Source organism: Caballeronia sp. M23-90, assembly GCF_053574605.1.
The window spans coordinates 14,215-32,971 of record NZ_JBSIPA010000021.1 but is presented as its reverse complement, the minus strand read 5'-3'; the positions used below and the strand labels follow the sequence as shown (position 1 = coordinate 32,971).

Genomic DNA, 18,757 nt, shown 5'->3' with positions numbered 1-18,757 from the left:
TGCCGCGTGCTCCGGGTTGCGGCCAGTGGCGAACGCGTTAGGCGCGGCTTCGTCGATGAGATACACCTTCGGCATGGGCAACTGCGCCCGGGTCGCCAGTTCGCGCACCATCCGGTAGAACTGCGGCGCGGTGGCTTCGTCGACTTCCCGTGCGTTGTACATCTTCAGCACGAGCTTGTCGGAGAACCAGTACGAGAAAAAATTCATCGCGAGAGCGACGACCAGCGCGAGCGCCATTCCTTTGCTGCCGCCGATCATTCCACCAATCACGACAAAAAGGGCCGTGATCGCTGCCATCAGCATCGCGGTTTTGACCCAATTGAACATGTCTTGAACTCCTTACCCAGATATCAATGCGCATATAGCGCGATCGGCCATGTCGGCCCATTTGCCTGACCGAATCGATCGATCATGTACTGTAAGCAAAATGTTAGATAAGGGCATTGCGGAATAATTCAATTATTGGTGGCAACGAATGCGCCTCCGGTCACGAAGAAGACACGGGGCCGCTGCGTGAGTTACCGGCTGCAGCGACTTCAGGCGCCCGGCGCGACTTCGCGAAGCTCGAAGCGCTGTCCTTTAACAATAGGCGATCCAGCGAGGAACTCGCGCACCGGCAGGCGTTTGCCGCCCGGTTTTTGCAGTTGCGTGACGCGCAACGCGCCCTGACCGCAAGCCACGATTACCCCTTCTGCGCCACTATCCACGATCACGCCTGCATCTTCGTTCGCTTCGAACTCAATGGGTTCGGCCGCCCAGATCTTCACCGCGACGCCGTCGATGGTTCCAAACGCACCGGGAAACGGATCGAACGCGCGAATCTGCCGTGCCAGCATGCTCGCCGGACGACGCCAGTCGAGCGCGGCTTCATGCTTCGCGATCTTTTCAGCGTAGGTCGCGCCGTCTTGCGGCTGGGGTGTGGAGGGCAGCGAGCCGTTGCGTTCGAGATCGCGCAGGGCATCGACTACGAGATCCGCACCCAGTTGCGCCATGCGGTCATGCAGCGTCGCTGTCGTGTCGTGCGGCGAGATCGCGATCCGCCCTTCGCGGATCATCGCGCCCGTGTCGAGACCGGCATCCATTTGCATGAGGGTGATGCCTGTCTCAGCGTCACCCGCTTCAATCGCCCGATGAATGGGCGCCGCGCCACGCCAGCGCGGCAACAACGATCCGTGAATGTTGATTGCGCCAAGCGGCGGGATATCGAGCACTTCCTGCGGCAGGATCAGCCCGTAGGCCGCAACCACCATGACGTCGTGCGGCGTGTTTTTCAGCCGTTCGATAGCCGCAGCCGCTTCTTCCGGGTACTTGCCGTTGCGCCGCAAGGACGTAGGCTGGGCGACTTCAAGAGCATGCTCGAGTGCAAAGCGCTTCACGGGACTCGTGGCGAGCTTCATGCCGCGCCCGGCGGGGCGGTCAGGTTGAGTCAGCACGAGTGGCACCTGGAAACCGGCAGCGTGAATGGCGGCCAGCGCGGCGGCCGCAAATTCAGGCGTTCCTGCAAACACGACACGCAGCGATTGAGTCATCGATTCACCAACCTGCAAAATTCCACATCGAACTTCGTGAACCGGCGCGTCACAGCGCCTTTTCGAGCTTTTTCATCTTGCCGCGAATCCGCGTCTGCTTGAGCGACGACAGGTACTCAACAAACACACGTCCCGTCAGGTGATCCATTTCGTGCTGGATGCACACCGCGAGCAGACCCTCGCAGTCGATCTCGAACGTCTCGCCCTTCTCGTTCAGCGCTCGCACGCGCACTTGCTCAGGCCGCTCAACAAAGTCGTAGATGCCCGGCACGGACAGACAGCCTTCCTCGTGATCCTTCTTCTCGTCGCTCGACCAGATGATTTCAGGGTTGATAAATGCCTGAAGCTGGTCATGCGTGTCCGAGACGTCGATCACGATCACGCGTTCATGCGCGTCGACCTGGGTCGCGGCAAGGCCGACGCCCGGCGCCGCGTACATGGTTTCGGCCATGTCCGCGACGAGCTTGCGAATCCGGTCATCGACGACTTCTACGGGTTTTGCGACCTTGTGGAGCCGCTTGTCCGGGTAGGTGAGTATGTGTAGCAGAGCCATGATTCAGATTATCGATGCACGCCGCAGCGCGCGATAGTCGGCCATTCGGCCAGGTTGTAAAAGATTGCCGGTATCGAGAAGATGATTGGGCTGAATCCTGTCGATTCAATGCCGGTTCAGCGCCGCGGATCTTGCGGCAACGCCTTGTCCCTGCGTCTTCCAATGTGCCCGCTCGGTCAAGCTTTTCTATTTCGGTATGTGAAAATTTTAACATGACGCCTTTCCTGTTGCCGACGACCGCCGCTGCGCCCCGCTTGGGCGTAACTGATCCGAACGATGTTTCGGCCTGGCTGCGCCTTGCGAATGCAGGCGGCTTGCAGCCCATCGCGTTGCGCGCGTTGCTCGCGGAATTCGGCAGTCCGCACGCGGTGCTGGACCAGTCGTTCGGGGCGCTGGCAGCCATCGCAGGGGAGAAAGCGGCGCGAGCGGTCGTCGCGCCGCCGCCATCTTCAGAACTCGGCACCTTCGACGAATGCCTTGGTCGGACGCTGGAATGGGCGTCCATCGAAGGGAATTCGATCGTCACGCTCGCCGATACCGCGTACCCGCCGGCGCTCCTGACCATGCCCGATCCGCCTCCCTTGCTATATGTAAAGGGACGGCTCGATTTGTTGCAATCGCGCGCTGTTGCCATTGTCGGCAGCCGGAGCGCAACGCCCCAAGGTATTGAAGACGCGAACCGGTTCGCGCACGCGCTTTCCAATGCTGGCCTCGCGGTCGTATCGGGACTTGCGCTCGGTATCGATGCTGCCGCGCATCGGGGCGGCATGAGCGGCACGGGCGGGACGATCGCGGTCATCGGGACGGGCGCGGATCTGGTTTATCCGTCATCGCACCACGCGCTGGCGCACGAAATCGCGGCAAACGGCACGATTGTCTCCGAGTGGCCGCTCGGCACGCCGGCCCGGTCGGCGAATTTCCCGCAGCGCAACCGGCTCATCGCCGGGCTTTCGAGCGGCGTATTCATTGTCGAAGCCGCGATGCGCTCGGGATCGCTGATCACAGCTCGACTCGCGAACGAAATGGGGCGTGACGTCTTCGCCCTGCCCGGATCGGTCCACGCGCCGCTTGCGCGCGGGTGTCATCGGATGATCAAGCAGGGAGCAAAACTGGTTGAGACGCCGGAAGACATTCTCGAAGAGTTCGGTTTCAAGATAGAAACCGAAGCGGACGTCGCGCCGAAGGGACGCAAACGCGGCAAGGCGCGTGTTGCCAAAGACCCCGGCGAGCGGGAAGCGGCTGAAGGCGAGTTTGCGCTGGCGCTACAAAGCCCCCGGGTCAGCCAGCCGGCGACGGCGTCGTGGGCATCGGCGAAAGTCGAAGATCCCGACGCCGCCCGTCTGCTCGATGCCCTGGGCCATTCCCCGGCCACGCTTGAAATTCTTGCTGAACGGACCGAAATGAATGGCGCCACGCTGCAAAGCCTGTTGCTGCAACTTGAAATGTCAGGGCGAATAGGTGCATTGCCCGGCGGCCGATTTACCCGCCTCGAACGCTGATCTTCTGACGTCATGCTACATTCGCCACAAAATCAGACGTTTGCTACGTCGCATCAAATCTTCACGCCGCTCAGGAAAGGACCGTAAGGAAACATGCCCGCGCTGAACCTCGACACCGACGCCGACCGGATTGCCGAGCGCATGGCAAGCGCCGGCACACTGCTCGTTGCGTGCTTGTGCGCCGAGTGGTGCGGGACCTGCCGGGATTATCGGGAGGGGTTTGACAAGCTTGCCGATGCTCATCCGGACATCTGCTTCGCATGGATCGATATTGAAAACCAGGCGGACCGGTTCGACGATCTCGATGTGGAGAACTTCCCGACCATATTGATCGAGGACGCTGTTACCACGCGGTTTTTTGGCACGGTTTTGCCGCAAACGTCCATCGTTGCAAGGATGTTGACGGACTTGAGCGCATTGCCGGGCATGGCTGGCGCGCCAAAAATACGTCCTGCGCTGGTCGCCGCCTAGACCAGGTTCAGGCAAGCGCACTCACAAGCTGAAACGCCTCAGGCGGTTGCATCACGAAGCGCCCACATTCACCGTCCGGCAGCCCGCGTTTCGCTAAATGCCAAACCGCGCGCCGCACGCCATATGCTATAAAGCGGACGTTAACGAGCCCGAACCACGGTGGCGCAAGCCGCTGTTACCCGGCCTCATGCCAGTCCCTAACTAGAATCGAGTCATGTCCAAAGCCCTGATCATTGCTGAAAAGCCTTCTGTCGCGAACGACATCGCGCGCGCTTTGGGCGGTTTCGCGAAGCATGACGAATATTACGAGAGCGACGACTACGTGCTGTCGTCGGCGGTGGGCCATCTGCTGGAAATCGCCGCGCCCGAGGAATACGAGGTCAAGCGCGGCAAGTGGAGTTTCGCCAATCTGCCGGTGATTCCGCCACATTTCGACCTGAATCCAATCGCAAAAAGCGAATCGCGCCTGAAGGTGCTGACCAAGCTGCTCAAGCGCAAGGACATCGACCGCCTGATCAACGCCTGCGACGCCGGGCGCGAAGGCGAGCTGATTTTTCGCCTGATCGCGCAGCACGCGAAGGCCAAGCAGCCGGTGCAGCGCCTGTGGCTGCAATCCATGACGGCCGGTTCCATCCGCGATGGTTTCGCAAATTTGCGCAGCGACGCTGACATGCAGCCTCTCGCCGATGCCGCCCGTTGCCGCTCCGAGGCAGACTGGCTGGTCGGCATCAACGGCACGCGCGCAATGACCGCGTTCAACAGCAAGGGCGGCGGTTTCTTCCTGACGACCGTTGGCCGCGTCCAGACGCCAACGTTGTCTATTGTCGTGGAACGCGAAGAAAAGATTCGCCGCTTCGTGCCGCGCGACTATTGGGAAGTGCGCGCCGAGTTCGTTGCGGCGAAGGGAATCTACGAAGGGCGCTGGTTCGACCCGAAGTTCAAGCGCGTCGAGGGCGACCCCGAGCAGCGCGACTCACGTCTGTGGGCGCTGCCCGCGGCGGAATCGATCGTTGCAGCTTGTCGCGGCAAGACCGGCACAGTGACGGAAGAAGCGAAGCCGTCCACGCAGATGTCGCCCTTGCTGTTCGACTTGACCAGCCTGCAGCGCGAGGCCAACGGCCGTTTCGGTTTTTCGGCGAAGAACACGCTCGGCCTGGCGCAGGCGCTGTACGAAAAACACAAGGTGCTGACCTACCCGCGTACCGACGCGCGCGCGCTGCCGGAGGATTACATTCCGACGGTGAAAGACACGCTCGCCATGCTGAAGGAGAGCAACAACTACTTGCCGCACGCAAAGCAGGTGCTGGACAAGGGCTGGGTGAAGCCGAACAAGCGCATCTTCGATAACTCCAAGATCAGCGATCACTTCGCCATCATCCCGACGCTGCAGGCGCCGAAGGCGTTGTCGGAACCGGAGCAGAAGCTGTACGACCTCGTCGTGAAGCGCTTCCTGGCGGTGTTTTTCCCGGCAGCGGAATACCTGGTCACCACGCGGATCACCGAAGTTGCGGGGCATCACTTCAAGACCGAAGGCAAGGTTCTTGTCGAACCGGGCTGGTTGCAGGTTTATGGCAAGGAAGTGGGCGGCGAAGAAGCCAATCTCGTGCAGGTGCAGAAGGACGAGAAGGTCGACGTCGAAAAGGTCGCGGCACACGGCCTCGTGACGAAACCGCCCGCCCGATACAACGAAGCGTCGTTGCTTTCGGCCATGGAAGGCGCGGGCAAGCTCATTGAAGACGAGGAATTGCGCGAGGCAATGGCCGCGAAGGGGCTGGGAACGCCGGCTACGCGGGCGGCGGTCATCGAAGGGCTGTTGGGCGAGAAGTACATGGTGCGCGAGGGCCGCGAGCTGATTCCGACGGCCAAGGCGTTCCAGTTGATGACCTTGCTGCGTGGCCTGGGCGTCGAGGAACTGACCGCACCGGAGCTGACTGGCGAGTGGGAGCACAAGCTGTCGCAGATGGAACGTGGCAAGCTCCCGCGCGACGAGTTCATGCAGGAAATCGCGCGCATGACACAGACCATCGTGAAGCGCGCGAAGGAATACGATTCGGACACGATTCCCGGCGACTATGCGACGCTGGAGACGCCGTGCCCGAATTGCGGCAGTCAGATCAAGGAGAACTATCGGCGATTCGCTTGTACGAAGTGCGAATTCTCCATGTCGAAGATCCCCGGCGGACGCCAGTTCGAGATTCCTGAAGTCGAGCAGTTGATCAAGGACAAGACCATCGGGCCGTTGTCGGGTTTTCGCAGCAAGATGGGACGGCCGTTCTCGGCAATCCTGAAGCTGGGGTTCGACGACGAAATCAAGAACTGGAAGCTCGAGTTCGACTTCGGTCAGGATTCAGGCGGCGAAGACGGCGAGCCGGTGGACTTCTCGGAGCAGACGCCGGTTGGCGCATGTCCGAAGTGTCAGTCGAAGGTCTACGAGCACGGCATGAGCTATATCTGCGAGAACTCGGTCGCAAATCCGAAGACCTGCGATTTCCGCTCGGGCAAGGTGATCCTGCAGCAGGAAATGTCGCGCGAGCAGATGACGAAGTTGCTCGAGGAAGGACGCACGGACTTGCTGACGGGCTTCAAGTCGTCGCGTACGGGTCGGAACTTCAAAGCGTTCCTCGTGAAGCAGCCGGACGGCAAGATCGGCTTCGAGTTTGAGAAGAAGGAACCGAAGCCGGGTGCGAAGACCGCTGTCAAACGCGGTGCGGCGGCTGCAGCGCCAGAAGCGGAAGACGAAGGTGATGGCGACGTGGCAGTCGCGGCAAAGAAAACGACCGTGAAGGTTGCGGCGAAGAAAGCGCCCGCAAAGAAGGCTGCGGCCAAGAAGGCGCCGGCCCGGAAGACCGCGAGTTAGGTTGTCAGAAGGCCGGTGTAATGAAAAAAGCCCGCGATTCGCTCGCGGGCTTTTTGCTTTCCGGCATTGTCGAACGTATGACGCTTGCCATGTCAGAACGGCGATGGCATTGAAAGTGGCGAGCGCGTGCGCGGCTTGACCGGCTTGCTGCTGGGCTTGCTGTCATCGGCGGGGGCTGTGGGACGCGAGTCGTAACGCTCGCCGCCTTCCGCTTCAGCGTAGGCCGCGTGCGCGACCAGAGGCTCGCTGTCGGCGTCGTTGATGGCGGGAGAACCCGGCTGCAACGCGCCGTCCTTCGCCCATTGCTCGCCAAGCTGATGATTCGGCGTCTTGCTGAAATGCTCGACCAAGTGATCGATGAACGTCCGCACCTTCGCCGGCAAGTGCCGACGGCTCGGATACGCCACGTTGATCTCGACCTGCGGCAGCCTGTAGTCGCCGAGAAGCCTGACCAGCTTGCCGCGCGTGGTGTCGTTGCCGATCAGGTAGCTCGGCAGGATCGCGATGCCCATGCCGAGCAGCGCGAACTGGCGCAGCATCTCGGTATTGTTCGCAACGATGACGTTCGTCGGCCGCACGCGAACTTCGCCTTCCGGACCGGTGAACACGCGTTCATCGCCGAAATACTCCGATGGCAGGCTCAGCGACGGATGTTCAGCCAGGTCTTCAGGCCGCGCAGGCACGCCATGCTTTTCGAGATACGCGGGCGTTGCGCAGACGGTCAGGCAGCCGGTCGTCAGGCGCCGCGTGACGATGCTCGCGCTGCGCATCTGGCGCGCAATCACAATGCCCACGTCGAAACCTTCTTCCACGAGATCGACCTGCCGGTCGACCAGTGTCACGTCGGGCACGACCTTCGGGTAGCGCTGCGCGTACGTCTGCAGCACGGGCGCGAGGTTGTGCAGCCCGAATACGACCGGTGCGACGATTCGTAGCGATCCGACCGGCTCGTGGTTGCGTGCCACGACCATCTGCTCGACGTCTTCGAGCTCATCGAGAATCTGCCGCGCACGTTCCAGGTACACCTGCCCCGACTCGGTCAGCGACAGGCTGCGCGTCGTGCGGTTGAGCAGACGGGTGCCAAGCCGCCCTTCCAGATCCGCGATATGGCGCGTCGCCACGGCGTTGGAGATATCCATTGCGCCGGCTGCGCGAGCAAAACTGCCAAGATCCGCCACTCGGACGAATACTTTCATCGACTGCAAATGATCCATGAGACTACTCCTGCTGCTAGACGGCCTCTTTTAAATTCCTGAAGCAATTCGGAATTATCCTAGGACTCGCGTTTTCGTGCAGAAGTTGCCGGAAATTCAACTTTTTCCGACAAAAGATTTCGACTTTACCAAGCAGTAAGGTGAAAGAGGATGGATTGTTGCTAAAAATAGAACGTGAGGGCGGTCCAAACAGGTGCACGCGAATTCTGAAAAGCTGGCTCAGGCAATTTTGACGCAGTAGAGCGGGTGAATGACGGCGCGCCGACCTCACGGCGCGCCGTCATTGATTATGTTTAGTTCCGTCACTAATCCCGTCTGACGAATATTACGCCGAGAGCCGCTCTTCAATCCCACGCTTGGTTTCAGCGAGTTTTGAAGGAAGCCCCTGCGCAAGTTTTTCGAACAATTCGTCGTGTAGTTGCAACTCTTCACGCCACGCAGCGCCCTCCACGGAGATCACGCGCTCGAATTGTTCACGCGAAAAGTCGAGCTCGCCCCAGTCGATGTCTTCGTAACGCGGCGAAAGTCCGACCGCATGTTCTTCGCCGTTCGCTGTGCCCTCCAGACGCCCAACGATCCACGTCAGCACGCGCATGTTGTCGCCGAAACCCGGCCACACGAATTTGCCATCCGCGGCTTTGCGGAACCAGTTGACGCAGAAAAACTTCGGCAACTTCGCGTCGAGCTGCTCCAGCCGTTCGCCCATCTTCAGCCAGTGCCCGAAGTACTCGCTCATGTTGTAGCCGCAAAACGGCAGCATGGCGAAGGGATCGCGCCGCACCACACCTTGCTGACCGGCTGCGGCGGCCGTGGTTTCCGAGCCCATGGTCGCGGCCATGTAGACGCCCTCGTTCCAGTCGCGCGCCTCGGTGACGAGCGGCACGGTGTCTGAACGGCGGCCGCCGAAGATGAACGCATCGATAGCCACGCCCGCTGGATTTTCCCAATCGGCATCAATCGATGGACACTGCGACGCCGGCGCCGTGAAGCGCGCGTTCGGATGCGCGGCTTTCGTGCCGGATTCGGGCGTCCAGTCCTTGCCCTGCCAGTCGATCAGATGCGCGGGCGGCGTGTCGGTCATGCCTTCCCACCAGATATCGCCGTCGTCCGTGAGCGCCACGTTGGTGAAGATGACGTTTTCCTTGAGCATCGCCATGGCGTTGAAGTTGGTCTTTTCGCTCGTGCCCGGGGCCACGCCGAAATAACCGGCTTCGGGGTTGATCGCGTAGAGGCGGCCGTCGCGGCCGGGTTTGATCCACGCAATGTCGTCGCCAATGGTCGATACCTTCCAGCCCGACATATCCTGCGGCGGGATCAGCATGGCAAAGTTGGTCTTGCCGCAGGCCGACGGAAACGCCGCCGCAACGTGATATTTACGTCCTTCCGGCGACGTCACCCCGAGGATCAACATGTGCTCGGCAAGCCAGCCTTCGTCGCGGCCCATCGTCGATGCAATTCGCAGCGCGAAGCATTTCTTCCCCAGCAGCGCGTTGCCGCCGTACCCCGAACCGAAGCTCCAGATCTCGCGGCTTTCCGGAAAATGGACGATGTATTTCGTGTCGTTGCAAGGCCACGGAACGTCCTTCTGTCCAGCCTGCAACGGCGCGCCGACCGAATGCACGCACGGCACGAACTCGCCGTCCGAGTCCAGTACGCCGTACACCGCGCTGCCCATGCGCGTCATGATGCGCATGTTCGTGACCACATAGGGGCTGTCGGTCAGCTCCACGCCAATATGCGCGATCGGTGAGCCGAGCGGTCCCATCGAAAACGGGACGACGTACATGGTGCGGCCACGCATGCAGCCATCGAACAGGCCGTTCAGCGTGCCGCGCATCTCCTTCGGGTCGATCCAGTTGTTCGTGGGACCCGCTTCCTCAGGGCGCGCCGAACAGATGTAAGTGCGGTCCTCGACACGGGCGACATCGGACGGATCGGAGCACGCCAGATAAGAGTTCGGCCGCCTGGCCGGGTTGAGGCGTTTGAGCGTGCCGGCATCGACCATTTGTTGCGATAGCCGATCGTATTCCGCCTCCGACCCGTCGCACCATTCAATCCGGTCCGGCCTGGTCAGCGCCGCGACCTGCTCCACCCAGTCGATGAGTTTCCGGTTCTTGACATAGGCCGGCGCGGCATCACCGGTCAGGTTTTGGTCCACAACTGCGGGCTGGTTCATCGAGCACACTCCGTTCTGATAGAGAAAACGGTTGCAACTCGCCGGCGCTGCTCGCGAGAGGCGCATTTCGCGTCGCCGGAAACACGTGCGGCGGAACTCACGCACGGACGGCGACACAAACCAAGGCATGCGTCGGGAGTTGACTGGTCTGGCGACGACTGCCGTCTGAATCGCGGCTTGCGTCGGCACGGAACAAACTGTTAAAAAGAGATAGGAATGTCTCCATCGATTGCCGGTGGTCCGGCTTGTGCGATGCTGAAAGCGCAAAGAGCGGCTGGCCAAGTGGCCAAACTGCACGTTTCGCTTTCAAAGATGCTTTCAATATTTGTTCAATCGCCTGCTGGCGGGTAGTGAAAAAAGCAGTAACACCAGCAGCTTAGCAAGACACGATGCCCACATTTCGGCGAATTTGTACGTAATTACCCGAACTTAGCTCGTCGTTTCCTGTCCATCTTCGAATTTCTGCAGCACGTTTGATGCCCATCAAAAGCCAATCCATGCCAATTAAAATTGCCATCCTCGACGACTACCAAGACGCCGTTCGTAAGCTTGATTGCTTCAATCTGCTCGCAGATCATGAAGTCAAAGTATTCAATAACACGGTGCGCGGGCTCGGACAGTTGGCTAGCAGACTCTCGGAAGTCGAAGCCCTGGTTTTGATCCGGGAGCGCACCCGGATCAGTTCGCAATTGCTCGATAAACTGCCGCGCCTACGCATGATCAGCCAGACCGGCAAGGTGGGTGGTCATATCGAACTTGACGCCTGTACTGAGCGCGGTATCGCCGTGCTGGAAGGCTCGGGCTCGCCCATCGCGCCGGCGGAGCTCACGTGGGCGCTGATCATGGCGGCGCAGCGGCGCATACCGCAGTACGTCGCGAACCTGAAACAAGGCGCGTGGCAGCAGTCCGGGCTGAAAACGTCCGCGTTGCCGCCGAACTTCGGTCTCGGACAAGTCCTGCGCGGCCAGACACTCGGCATCTGGGGATACGGGAAGATCGGCCAGTTGCTTGCAGGTTACGGCAAGGCGTTCGGCATGAAGGTGATGATGTGGGGCCGGGAGAACTCGCAGGCGACCGCGCGCGCGGACGGCGTCGAGGTCGCGGAAAGCCGCGAGGCGCTGTTCGAGCAAAGCGACGTGCTGTCGCTGCATCTGCGTCTCAACGACGAAACCCGCGGCATCGTCACCGCCGCCGATTTGATGCGCATGAAGCCGACCGCGCTGTTCGTGAACACGAGCCGCGCCGAGTTGCTCGAGGAAAACGCGTTGCTCAACGCGCTGCATCACAATCGGCCGGGGATGGTCGCTATCGATGTCTATGAAAGCGAGCCGATCCTGCAGGGTTACAGCCTGCTGCGCATGGAAAACGTGATTTGCACGCCGCACATTGGCTATGTGGAGCGCGAAAGCTACGAGCTGTATTTCTCGGCGGCGTTCAAGAACATCCTCGCCTTCGATGCCGGAGACACCTCGAGCGTCGCCAATCCCGAAGCGCTGGTGGGCGGCCGCCGGCGATAACTCAGATCGTCGATATTCCGATGGACGGCTCGCATCGGACGGGGAAGTTGACCGAGTTCGCGAGGAAGCAGAACGCATGCGCTTCTTCGTGCAAACGCTCGGCCAGCTTCACGTCGCCGCCTGCGCCAATCGACACTTGCGGGCGCAACACGACATCTGTGAAACGGCCGCTTCCCTGCTTCATTTCTTCCATTGTGCCGATGGGATCATCCAGATAACCCGTCACCACGATGCCGTTCACCGAGCAAAGGTGCAGGTACCAGAGCACGTGGCACGACGAAAGTGATGCCACGAACAGCTCTTCCGGATTGTGGCGCGTGGCGTCGCCGCGAAACGCCGGATCGCTCGATCCTTCAATGGCCGGCTTGTTTGCGGAACGGATCAGATGATCGCGCTAATAGGCGTCGTAGCTCGACGTGCCTGAACCCTGATCGCCGGTCCAGGCAACTTGCAGCGTGTACTTATGTTGTTTGGCCATATGATGAAGCTCCCGTTCAGAGTTGCGCCGCCGCGCTCAGCACCTCGGGCAAACGCATGAGAAATTGCTCGCCATCGGCGCGGCCGAGATCGTACGCGGGCCGCATCAGCGCCGGACTCGTATAGTCCCACGATGAAATCGGCACCTTCCGCGACGGCTGCACATAGACGCGGCGCTGGTCGCGGTTCTCGCCGTGCTCCACCACGAACATGCGCGGGCGCGGATACACGCGCGTCACCATCACCAGCACCAGTCCCGGCGATGCATCCAGCGCACCTACCGGCACGTTATCGACCATGCCGCCATCCAGAACGGGCCGGCCGTTGCGCCGCAATACCGGCGTAAAAGGCGGCGTGCTCGACGACTGCAGGATCAGATCGGCGAGATCCTCGACCGTCGCGCACTCTTGCGCGCGCACGAATTCCGGATGGAAACCCAGCGCTTGCCCGAGCGTCGGATGCAGCTTCTTGCGCACGTATTTTTCGATGTTATAGGCAATCAGCCCCGCCGCCACGGCGCTCCGTGCGCCGAGCCAGCGCGGCAAATGCGACACGCCGATACGAATCTCCGGCGCATCCTTCAGCGATGCAAACTCGGCGCCATAGATATCCAGCAACGCCTGCCGGTATATCCGATAGTGCGGGAACACCGATTCCCCGCGCAGCAAATTGCCCCAATACGCGTTCTTCGAATTGTCGCGCAGCACGTGCGAGTAGTAGTCCATCACCCATTCCGAGTGATTCGTGTACAGCATGCACGCGGTCGCCGCGCCAGCCGAAATGCTGGTGATGACGCGCGGACGCAGCTTGAGTTCCGGCTGGACGACGTCCCAGAAACCGGCTTGCCACCAGCAGCGGTTGCCGCCGCCGGCGAATACGACTTGATCGAACATGGGTTTTTTAGGCGATGAGCATGACAGTGGTGGTGGCGTGCGCGGCGAGCGCGCCGGTTTCATCGTGGAGTTCGATTTCGCCGAAAACCAGATTGCGCCCGCGACGCAAGATGGTTGCGGTGACCAGGACATCGCCGGATTTCACCGGGCGCAGGAAACTCGTGGTCAGGGAAACAGTGGTCATAGGCTGGAAACCGCCAAGCGCGTGGGAGATGGCGACGATCATGGCGGTGTCCGCCGCAGCCATGAAGACCTGGCCGCAGATCACGCCGCCCGCGTGGCGCAGTTTGTCAGCGTGCGGCAAGCGCAGCGTGACGCTCGCGTCCGAAACGCTTTCCGGCGATAAACCCAGATCGCGGATCCACGGCGCGAAGGTGGAATCGAGCAAGGCGCGAATAGCGGAATGGTCCATGATGCCGAGGTGTTTTTTAGCACGGCCGTTCGCCGCAGGAACGCCATGATAACGGTTCCCGCCATCGTTTTTTGAGACGTTCGATGAACCGATACGCCATGTTCGATGCTGCTTTGCAGCGTCATTGGGAGAGAATTTCGGATTCTGGCGCACCGACAGTTGCATAACCCGAGAAAACGTCGCTATAATTCGGATTCAGTTTTTCCGGGGCGTTAGCTCAGCTGGTAGAGCAGCGGACTCTTAATCCGTAGGTCGACAGTTCGAATCTGTCACGCCCCACCAAGAATTCAAAAGCCGGTTAGCGCAAGCTAACCGGCTTTTTGTTTTGGATTGCGTTTCCATCAGAAGAATAATCGGCGCGCACGCCCTGTTTCTCTTTTTTGCAATTTCTCACAATGGCGGCCCGCCACGCGCCCCAGAATTACACGCTTGCAATTCATGGTTCAGTTCAGCGGGAGGCCGAATGCATGCCATTCCAATAAGTTACAACGACCACGTCCTGATGCCGCTTGCTGCGGGCGAGCGCGGGAGCTTTGCATCGATGATCATCGTGACCAAGCCCGACGGCGCGCGCTGGGCGTCCGGCGTGCTTGGCTACTTCAACGAACCGGATGATGCGTGCCGCTTCGCTATTGAATGCGGGAAGGCCGAGGCGGACGGACGAAAGCCGCCGCGCAATCCGAAACCGCTCAGCCGCTCGTAATCATTAAGTACGAAGAACAACCAAAAAGCCCGCAATGTGCGGGCTTTTTATCTTGGAAAACGCTTCAGTGCTTGTGGTGCAGCCAGCTCATATGATGTGTGTCGAGCCACTCGCGCATGCGCACGGCGCTGTCCGGATTCTCCGGATGATCCCGCCTGTAACGCCGCCCAAGCATGCCCGCTGCACCGATCATGACAGCCAGTCCGATAACGAAGCCAATCATCGATTGCGTCATGGCCGCCTCCTTGTGTTTCACGCCGTCAATACAGTTTAGGTCACGCGATTTGAAATGCGAGACTGGCGTAAAAAAGCCCAGACAGTGAAGCTGGGCAAATCCACCGGGATAACCCGTTGGAGGAGGTTCTGTGTCAGGACCTAATTTGCAGGACTTCAATGTGTGAAATCCTGTCGAACGCTTCCCAGCGATCGGTGACCGAATTACTGGCCCATGTAGACCGAGCGGACGCTGTCGCCGGTTGCCGTATGAACATTCGAACCGGAAGCGGACGCGCCATTCGACACGCCGCCGTAGCTCGTCTTTGCAGCGTTTTGCGCGGCCACACGTGCTTCTGCGGCCTGGATGTTCGCGGGGTAATCGTAGTCGTTCGCCGTCGCGGGGTTATAACCAGCGGCTTCGATCTGGACCAGCTCGGCCTTCACTTGAGCGCGTGTGAGAGGCTGGCTCGACTGAGCAAACGATACTGCCGGGACAGCGAGGACTGCGGCTACAACAACGGCTTGAATGAGCGATTTCATGATGCTTACCTCCGACTTTTGTTTTGCCGCGAGCGACCCTGCTCGCGTTCTATATTCACAAGTGTAGGTAGGCGGGGTCTGAAAATTAAGCGCTGAGTGCGCAAGAGATTATTGTGGGATTGGGGGTAAACCCTGTAAATCCAGAGCTAAGCGCTGCTGGCCCTCAGTCGATCAGGTTGCGCCTCCAGTAGCAAAACCTTCCGTTGACCGAGCAAACGGCGCGGGTCAGCAACGCTACGCTTACCCCGGCCGACTCAATGCTGCCCGGCTGAAACAGGACCAAAAAGTATAGTTACCGGAGTCGATGCGTTCGTCGGCCATCCGCCCGGCATATTTACTCCTAGCGTCAAATACGCCGAATTGTCCCCAGGATAAGCATTAGGCTGTCCCCGGGATGCATAGACCGACACTCCATCCTTCCAAAGCTGCGTCTGCGCATGGTCTCCAGACGAGTCAGGTACATACCGAAGCGCCCAGTTAACCCATTTACCCTGGTCAGCAGTCGAACAGCAAAACTGCGCTGCAAGTGTTTGCTTGATCGGGCTTCCGCCAAGCTCGGAAAAAGTGTAGTTAGCCCCGACAATTGAGAGTGCGATCGGCGGCAAGCCACTCGATAGCCCCTGGTGAATCTGCGCAACTATCTGACTTGAATTCGCCGGAAAAATAGCCGGGAGAAAAGTGCTCCATCTAACTAAGTAGTCCTTTCCTTGCGAAAAAGAAAGCGGCTTTTGTAGCGCTAGTTGCGCTTGCGGTATTCCGATTGGCGCAGACCCGAAGCTTTCGCCGGGAGAAACGCTAACACGTACGACCTTGCGCCCGCTGACCACCGGATCGCTCACCAGCGAAATGTCCGCTGGATTACTGCGTTGTATACTTATTGATGGATCGATGCCAGTCTGCCAGTCGAACGCGTAGCTTGTGTCATACGTACTCGCCAAAGCGTTCATCTGCGGATCAGTCCAATTGACCGCTAAATCTTGACCCGCCGGACGCCCGCTGATTTGTACGTCCCCATAGTACATCGTGCGTTGTGTGACGTCGGATGGTCGTGTAAGCCACCACCATTTGTAGACGCCAATCTTCAGGTATCCATTCTGCTCCCCCGGATAAGCATTCGGATAACCAATCGAATGTACGACAAGCACGCCATCTTTATAAAGATCCGTTACCGAGGAAGTGCCCGTGTCATCCGGGCGATAATTGAGAAGCCATGTAACAACTTTGCCTTCATCGGTAGCTGGCGCACCAAACTCAAATGACCGACTGGGAGTTCCTGCCCCCCCGCGGACGTCGACCTGGTATTGCTGGCCATTCAACATTAGCGCGAAAGGCGGTGATCCTTGGTCACTACTCTGGTGAAGTTGCGTGATGATTTCCGGCTGCTGGGAATCCAGTTGGTAGTTGGCCGGAATCATTGTCGACCAACGCACTTGATATTCATTGCCAATAGCGAAACGTGCAACCGGAGCAAAAACCAGTTCGACGCGCGGTGCAACAGGAGGCGATTGATTCGTGAAGTCAGATAGTTGCATTGTCGTTTTCAGCGCAGACCCGCCAAAAGCAGTCATTGCGACCGTCGATATTGAATTTGAGTGCGGCGCTTGAATCGTCAATCGGGTGTCAATCCCGTTGCTCCACGCACTCTGATATGTGGGCACATACTGGCCGAGGTTTGTATCAGCATCCGACGACGTTCCCCATAAAAGAATACACGCGAATACAAGACTAAGCGAAGTCAGCTTATTTCCCACTCACCCTCCCGTTAAAAATCGAAGTAATTCGCTTCTTGATCAACATTGCTGCAAACTTGTTATTCGTTATGAAATAACGTCGCCACATACGCCTGGGTTCTTGTGTCACGCGATAGGCCCACTCCAAACCTGATTGCTGCATCCATCGCGGAGCACGGTTCACTTTTCCGGCGACAACGTCAAAAGTCCCGCCAACTCCCATTACAAAATCGACACCTAAACTATCTTTCCATCGGTTAATAAAGTTTTCTTTTTTGGGAGATGTGATTGCAACGAAGAGAAGTCGCGCGCCAGAGCGTCGAACCATGTCGACCACGCTTCGTTCGTCATCCCAAAAGTAGCCGTGGTGATGCCCGGCAATTATCAGCCTTGGGTATCGCTCAGATACTACGGCTGCGGCCTGTGCGACAACCGTCTCTGTAGCGCCAAGTAGGAATACCGGGAAACCTTCATCCGCTGCCATACGCAGGAGATTTTCGAAAAGGTCCACGCCTGCAACGCGTTCGCGCACCGGCAAACCCATAAACCTTGCGCCCCAAACGACGCCCATTCCGTCGATATTGACAATGTCACACGCGCGAACCGATGCAGCCAATTCTGCGTCTGTCTGCATATGAACCAGCTTTGCGACGTTGACCACAACATGTTGAGTAAATTGTCCCTTCGATACTCGTGATCCTATCCACTCGACTGTCTCATCCATAGTCGCGACGTCTAAAGGACAAGAAAAAAATTCAATACGGTTCATTCGATTTCGTTTGGTCTGGTTTCAAGGCTCACTGCATAAACGCTGAGCGCGTAGAACGCCCATGCCTGAGTCCAACGCAAATAATTAACGCTATTTGTTACCCAGCGTCCCTTTTGATAAATGAACCTTTCCTGATCCGGCAGATAAAGGGATGCGTGAGCCCTAGTTAGAACGCGTTCCGCAATTGCAAAGTCCTTTTCGGTTCCACCTATGCGGACAAGCGTAATTACGGCCTGTGCAACCGAATGAGTATCAAGGGGCCAGACGCAGTCGTTGTAGTACTTGACCGTACCATCGGGTAGGAAAAAATTCTCTCGATAGTAATGCAGGCCTTTATCAATCGCGTCTGAAAATCCTTTTGTTTTTGCCGTCCGGCCGAGCAATTCAAGCGCCTCAAGGTTATAGCCCGTATGAAACCCGTCGACGAACGTGTGATGCGAACGCACCCCGTATGGCCAAGACCCGTCATCTCTCTGCATGGACACGGACTGGTGTGCAACGCGGAGTGCGCGGCGAAGCATGCTCTCGTCCCCGATTCGGGTCGCAGTCTCAGCAACAAACGCCGCCGCCCACAAACTGGCGTTATGGACAAACGCAGTTTCCCCAGGAATGTAACCATAGTAATCGACGCCAGATTCACAAAGATGCAATCCATCAAGGAAAAATCCGGCGTCGATCGCAGCATCTGTAAAACGACGTGCATCCGTTATTTCACCGAGCGCGTACAGCGCTCTTGCAACATAACAAGTTGTTATCGCGTTAGGCTTTCCACAAGGCACATAGAACGCGCGTGCTGCCCAGTCGAAGTGATAACCCCAGGCATGGTGCTTCCACACGATGGGGTCTGCGCGTTGGGTTAGAAGCCAATCGCCTAAAGCAACGGCTTCATTGAGCTCGAATTCGCTTCGTTCGTATCGGCATCGTTCCAGCAGACCCAAGATAATCAGCGCGATACCTTTAGGGTTGCGCATTTTGGGGACACCTACCAGCTTGCGCAGATTAAATGGGCTGCGCTTGTGAAATTGCAGCCAAGCGATTCGTGCAAGAGAAAATCTGTTGCCGCCCACCCGATCGAACGCAGTGCTATTTAGACCGTCGAACGGGTCATAGCCCGAAAAGTCTTCGGCGCGGCATTGGTCGAGCAACAAGTCGGCGATTGATTTCACATCAAACGGCAGTGGAGTTGGTTTCAGCATCTTTA

At 58.8% G+C, this 18,757-nt stretch carries 17 protein-coding genes, 1 tRNA gene and 1 pseudogene; 6 read left to right on the top strand and 13 right to left on the bottom strand.

Translation table 11 applies throughout. From position 1 onward, the window contains the following. The 3 genes from ACRXB1_RS04225 to def form a co-directional block, all read right to left on the bottom strand. Positions 1-327 (bottom strand): M48 family metalloprotease (locus ACRXB1_RS04225; RefSeq protein WP_449491200.1); only part of this gene is annotated, 327 nt, incomplete at its 3' end. A 209-nt stretch (positions 328-536) separates the two neighbouring features. Next, positions 537-1,529 carry a methionyl-tRNA formyltransferase gene (gene fmt / locus ACRXB1_RS04220; protein ID WP_062168561.1) on the bottom strand — a complete coding sequence of 331 codons (993 nt, stop codon included), beginning with the start codon at positions 1,527-1,529 and terminating at the stop codon, positions 537-539. Between the two features lie 49 nt (positions 1,530-1,578). Further along, positions 1,579-2,082 carry a peptide deformylase gene (def, locus tag ACRXB1_RS04215; RefSeq protein ID WP_062168559.1) on the bottom strand — a complete coding sequence of 168 codons (504 nt, stop codon included), beginning with the start codon at positions 2,080-2,082 and terminating at the stop codon, positions 1,579-1,581. A gap of 212 nt (positions 2,083-2,294) precedes the next feature. Here def and dprA point away from each other — a divergent pair, with 212 nt between their 5' ends. The 3 genes from dprA to ACRXB1_RS04200 all read left to right on the top strand — a co-directional run bounded on the left by dprA (position 2,295) and on the right by ACRXB1_RS04200 (position 6,909). Next, positions 2,295-3,581, top strand: coding sequence for a DNA-processing protein DprA (dprA, locus tag ACRXB1_RS04210; RefSeq protein WP_449491199.1), 1,287 nt, complete (start codon positions 2,295-2,297; stop codon positions 3,579-3,581). 93 nt (positions 3,582-3,674) lie between these two features. Then, a complete protein-coding gene (locus tag ACRXB1_RS04205; protein WP_062168554.1) occupies positions 3,675-4,052 on the top strand; it encodes a thioredoxin family protein in 378 nt (125 codons plus the stop codon). 214 nt (positions 4,053-4,266) lie between these two features. Then, on the top strand, positions 4,267-6,909 hold the full coding sequence (locus tag ACRXB1_RS04200) for a DNA topoisomerase III (RefSeq protein ID WP_086381431.1): 2,643 nt from the start codon (positions 4,267-4,269) through the stop codon (positions 6,907-6,909). Between the two features lie 92 nt (positions 6,910-7,001). Here the strand turns inward: ACRXB1_RS04200 and ACRXB1_RS04195 are convergent, their stop codons facing one another. Beyond that, positions 7,002-8,123 carry a LysR family transcriptional regulator gene (locus ACRXB1_RS04195; RefSeq protein WP_449491198.1) on the bottom strand — a complete coding sequence of 374 codons (1,122 nt, stop codon included), beginning with the start codon at positions 8,121-8,123 and terminating at the stop codon, positions 7,002-7,004. 325 nt (positions 8,124-8,448) lie between these two features. Beyond that, the gene (locus ACRXB1_RS04190) at positions 8,449-10,299 is read right to left on the bottom strand and encodes a phosphoenolpyruvate carboxykinase (GTP) (protein WP_449491197.1); all 1,851 of its coding nucleotides are present in this window, start codon (positions 10,297-10,299) and stop codon (positions 8,449-8,451) included. A 503-nt stretch (positions 10,300-10,802) separates the two neighbouring features. Between ACRXB1_RS04190 and ACRXB1_RS04185 the strand changes: the two genes are divergently transcribed. Next, positions 10,803-11,816 carry a D-2-hydroxyacid dehydrogenase family protein gene (locus tag ACRXB1_RS04185; RefSeq protein ID WP_449491201.1) on the top strand — a complete coding sequence of 338 codons (1,014 nt, stop codon included), beginning with the start codon at positions 10,803-10,805 and terminating at the stop codon, positions 11,814-11,816. Position 11,817: 1 nt separating this feature from the next. Here ACRXB1_RS04185 and ACRXB1_RS04180 read toward each other — a convergent pair. The 3 genes and pseudogenes from ACRXB1_RS04180 to ACRXB1_RS04170 form a co-directional block, all read right to left on the bottom strand. Then, a pseudogene (locus tag ACRXB1_RS04180) lies at positions 11,818-12,294 on the bottom strand (OsmC family protein). Positions 12,295-12,310: 16 nt separating this feature from the next. Then, positions 12,311-13,186: a patatin-like phospholipase family protein gene (locus tag ACRXB1_RS04175; protein ID WP_062168545.1), complete on the bottom strand. Its 876-nt coding sequence runs from the start codon at positions 13,184-13,186 to the stop codon at positions 12,311-12,313. A 7-nt stretch (positions 13,187-13,193) separates the two neighbouring features. Beyond that, on the bottom strand, positions 13,194-13,598 hold the full coding sequence (locus ACRXB1_RS04170; RefSeq protein WP_449491196.1) for a PaaI family thioesterase: 405 nt from the start codon (positions 13,596-13,598) through the stop codon (positions 13,194-13,196). 206 nt (positions 13,599-13,804) lie between these two features. Here ACRXB1_RS04170 and ACRXB1_RS04165 point away from each other — a divergent pair. Both ACRXB1_RS04165 and ACRXB1_RS04160 read left to right on the top strand, forming a co-directional pair. After that, positions 13,805-13,880 (top strand) — tRNA-Lys (locus ACRXB1_RS04165). 181 nt (positions 13,881-14,061) lie between these two features. Next, complete coding sequence (locus ACRXB1_RS04160) at positions 14,062-14,301, top strand: hypothetical protein (RefSeq protein WP_062168541.1); 240 nt, start codon at positions 14,062-14,064, stop codon at positions 14,299-14,301. A gap of 64 nt (positions 14,302-14,365) precedes the next feature. Here the strand turns inward: ACRXB1_RS04160 and ACRXB1_RS04155 are convergent, their stop codons facing one another. From ACRXB1_RS04155 to ACRXB1_RS04135, 5 genes are all read right to left on the bottom strand, one after another. After that, entirely contained in the window at positions 14,366-14,536 is a 171-nt protein-coding gene (locus ACRXB1_RS04155) for an LPXTG cell wall anchor domain-containing protein (RefSeq protein ID WP_144022087.1), read from the bottom strand. A 203-nt stretch (positions 14,537-14,739) separates the two neighbouring features. Then, the gene (locus tag ACRXB1_RS04150) at positions 14,740-15,057 is read right to left on the bottom strand and encodes a DUF4148 domain-containing protein (protein WP_449491195.1); all 318 of its coding nucleotides are present in this window, start codon (positions 15,055-15,057) and stop codon (positions 14,740-14,742) included. A 254-nt stretch (positions 15,058-15,311) separates the two neighbouring features. Continuing rightward, positions 15,312-16,808 (bottom strand): heparin lyase I family protein, encoded by a 1,497-nt coding sequence (locus ACRXB1_RS04145; protein WP_449491194.1) that lies wholly within the window; start codon positions 16,806-16,808, stop codon positions 15,312-15,314. After that, positions 16,798-17,556 (bottom strand): WecB/TagA/CpsF family glycosyltransferase, encoded by a 759-nt coding sequence (locus ACRXB1_RS04140; protein ID WP_449491193.1) that lies wholly within the window; start codon positions 17,554-17,556, stop codon positions 16,798-16,800. The genes ACRXB1_RS04145 and ACRXB1_RS04140 overlap by 11 nt, the downstream gene beginning before the upstream one ends. Next, a complete protein-coding gene (locus tag ACRXB1_RS04135) occupies positions 17,553-18,752 on the bottom strand; it encodes an aspartate-semialdehyde dehydrogenase (RefSeq protein ID WP_449491192.1) in 1,200 nt (399 codons plus the stop codon). Before ACRXB1_RS04135 ends, ACRXB1_RS04140 begins: the two co-directional genes overlap by 4 nt. Between the last annotated feature and the right edge of the window lie 5 nt (positions 18,753-18,757).

What these genes read in the sequence shown, in the direction of transcription:
- ACRXB1_RS04140 (WP_449491193.1), bottom strand. Translation starts at nt 17,556, where the DNA reads ATGAACCGTATTGAATTTTTTTCTTGTCCTTTAGACGTCGCGACTATG.
- ACRXB1_RS04155 (WP_144022087.1), bottom strand. Translation starts at nt 14,536, where the DNA reads ATGACGCAATCGATGATTGGCTTCGTTATCGGACTGGCTGTCATGATC.
- ACRXB1_RS04170 (WP_449491196.1), bottom strand. Translation starts at nt 13,598, where the DNA reads ATGGACCATTCCGCTATTCGCGCCTTGCTCGATTCCACCTTCGCGCCG.
- ACRXB1_RS04135 (WP_449491192.1), bottom strand. Translation starts at nt 18,752, where the DNA reads ATGCTGAAACCAACTCCACTGCCGTTTGATGTGAAATCAATCGCCGAC.
- ACRXB1_RS04190 (WP_449491197.1), bottom strand. Translation starts at nt 10,299, where the DNA reads ATGAACCAGCCCGCAGTTGTGGACCAAAACCTGACCGGTGATGCCGCG.
- dprA (WP_449491199.1), top strand. Translation starts at nt 2,295, where the DNA reads ATGACGCCTTTCCTGTTGCCGACGACCGCCGCTGCGCCCCGCTTGGGC.
- fmt (WP_062168561.1), bottom strand. Translation starts at nt 1,529, where the DNA reads ATGACTCAATCGCTGCGTGTCGTGTTTGCAGGAACGCCTGAATTTGCG.
- ACRXB1_RS04195 (WP_449491198.1), bottom strand. Translation starts at nt 8,123, where the DNA reads ATGGATCATTTGCAGTCGATGAAAGTATTCGTCCGAGTGGCGGATCTT.
- ACRXB1_RS04175 (WP_062168545.1), bottom strand. Translation starts at nt 13,186, where the DNA reads ATGTTCGATCAAGTCGTATTCGCCGGCGGCGGCAACCGCTGCTGGTGG.
- ACRXB1_RS04200 (WP_086381431.1), top strand. Translation starts at nt 4,267, where the DNA reads ATGTCCAAAGCCCTGATCATTGCTGAAAAGCCTTCTGTCGCGAACGAC.
- ACRXB1_RS04160 (WP_062168541.1), top strand. Translation starts at nt 14,062, where the DNA reads ATGCATGCCATTCCAATAAGTTACAACGACCACGTCCTGATGCCGCTT.
- ACRXB1_RS04205 (WP_062168554.1), top strand. Translation starts at nt 3,675, where the DNA reads ATGCCCGCGCTGAACCTCGACACCGACGCCGACCGGATTGCCGAGCGC.
- def (WP_062168559.1), bottom strand. Translation starts at nt 2,082, where the DNA reads ATGGCTCTGCTACACATACTCACCTACCCGGACAAGCGGCTCCACAAG.
- ACRXB1_RS04150 (WP_449491195.1), bottom strand. Translation starts at nt 15,057, where the DNA reads ATGAAATCGCTCATTCAAGCCGTTGTTGTAGCCGCAGTCCTCGCTGTC.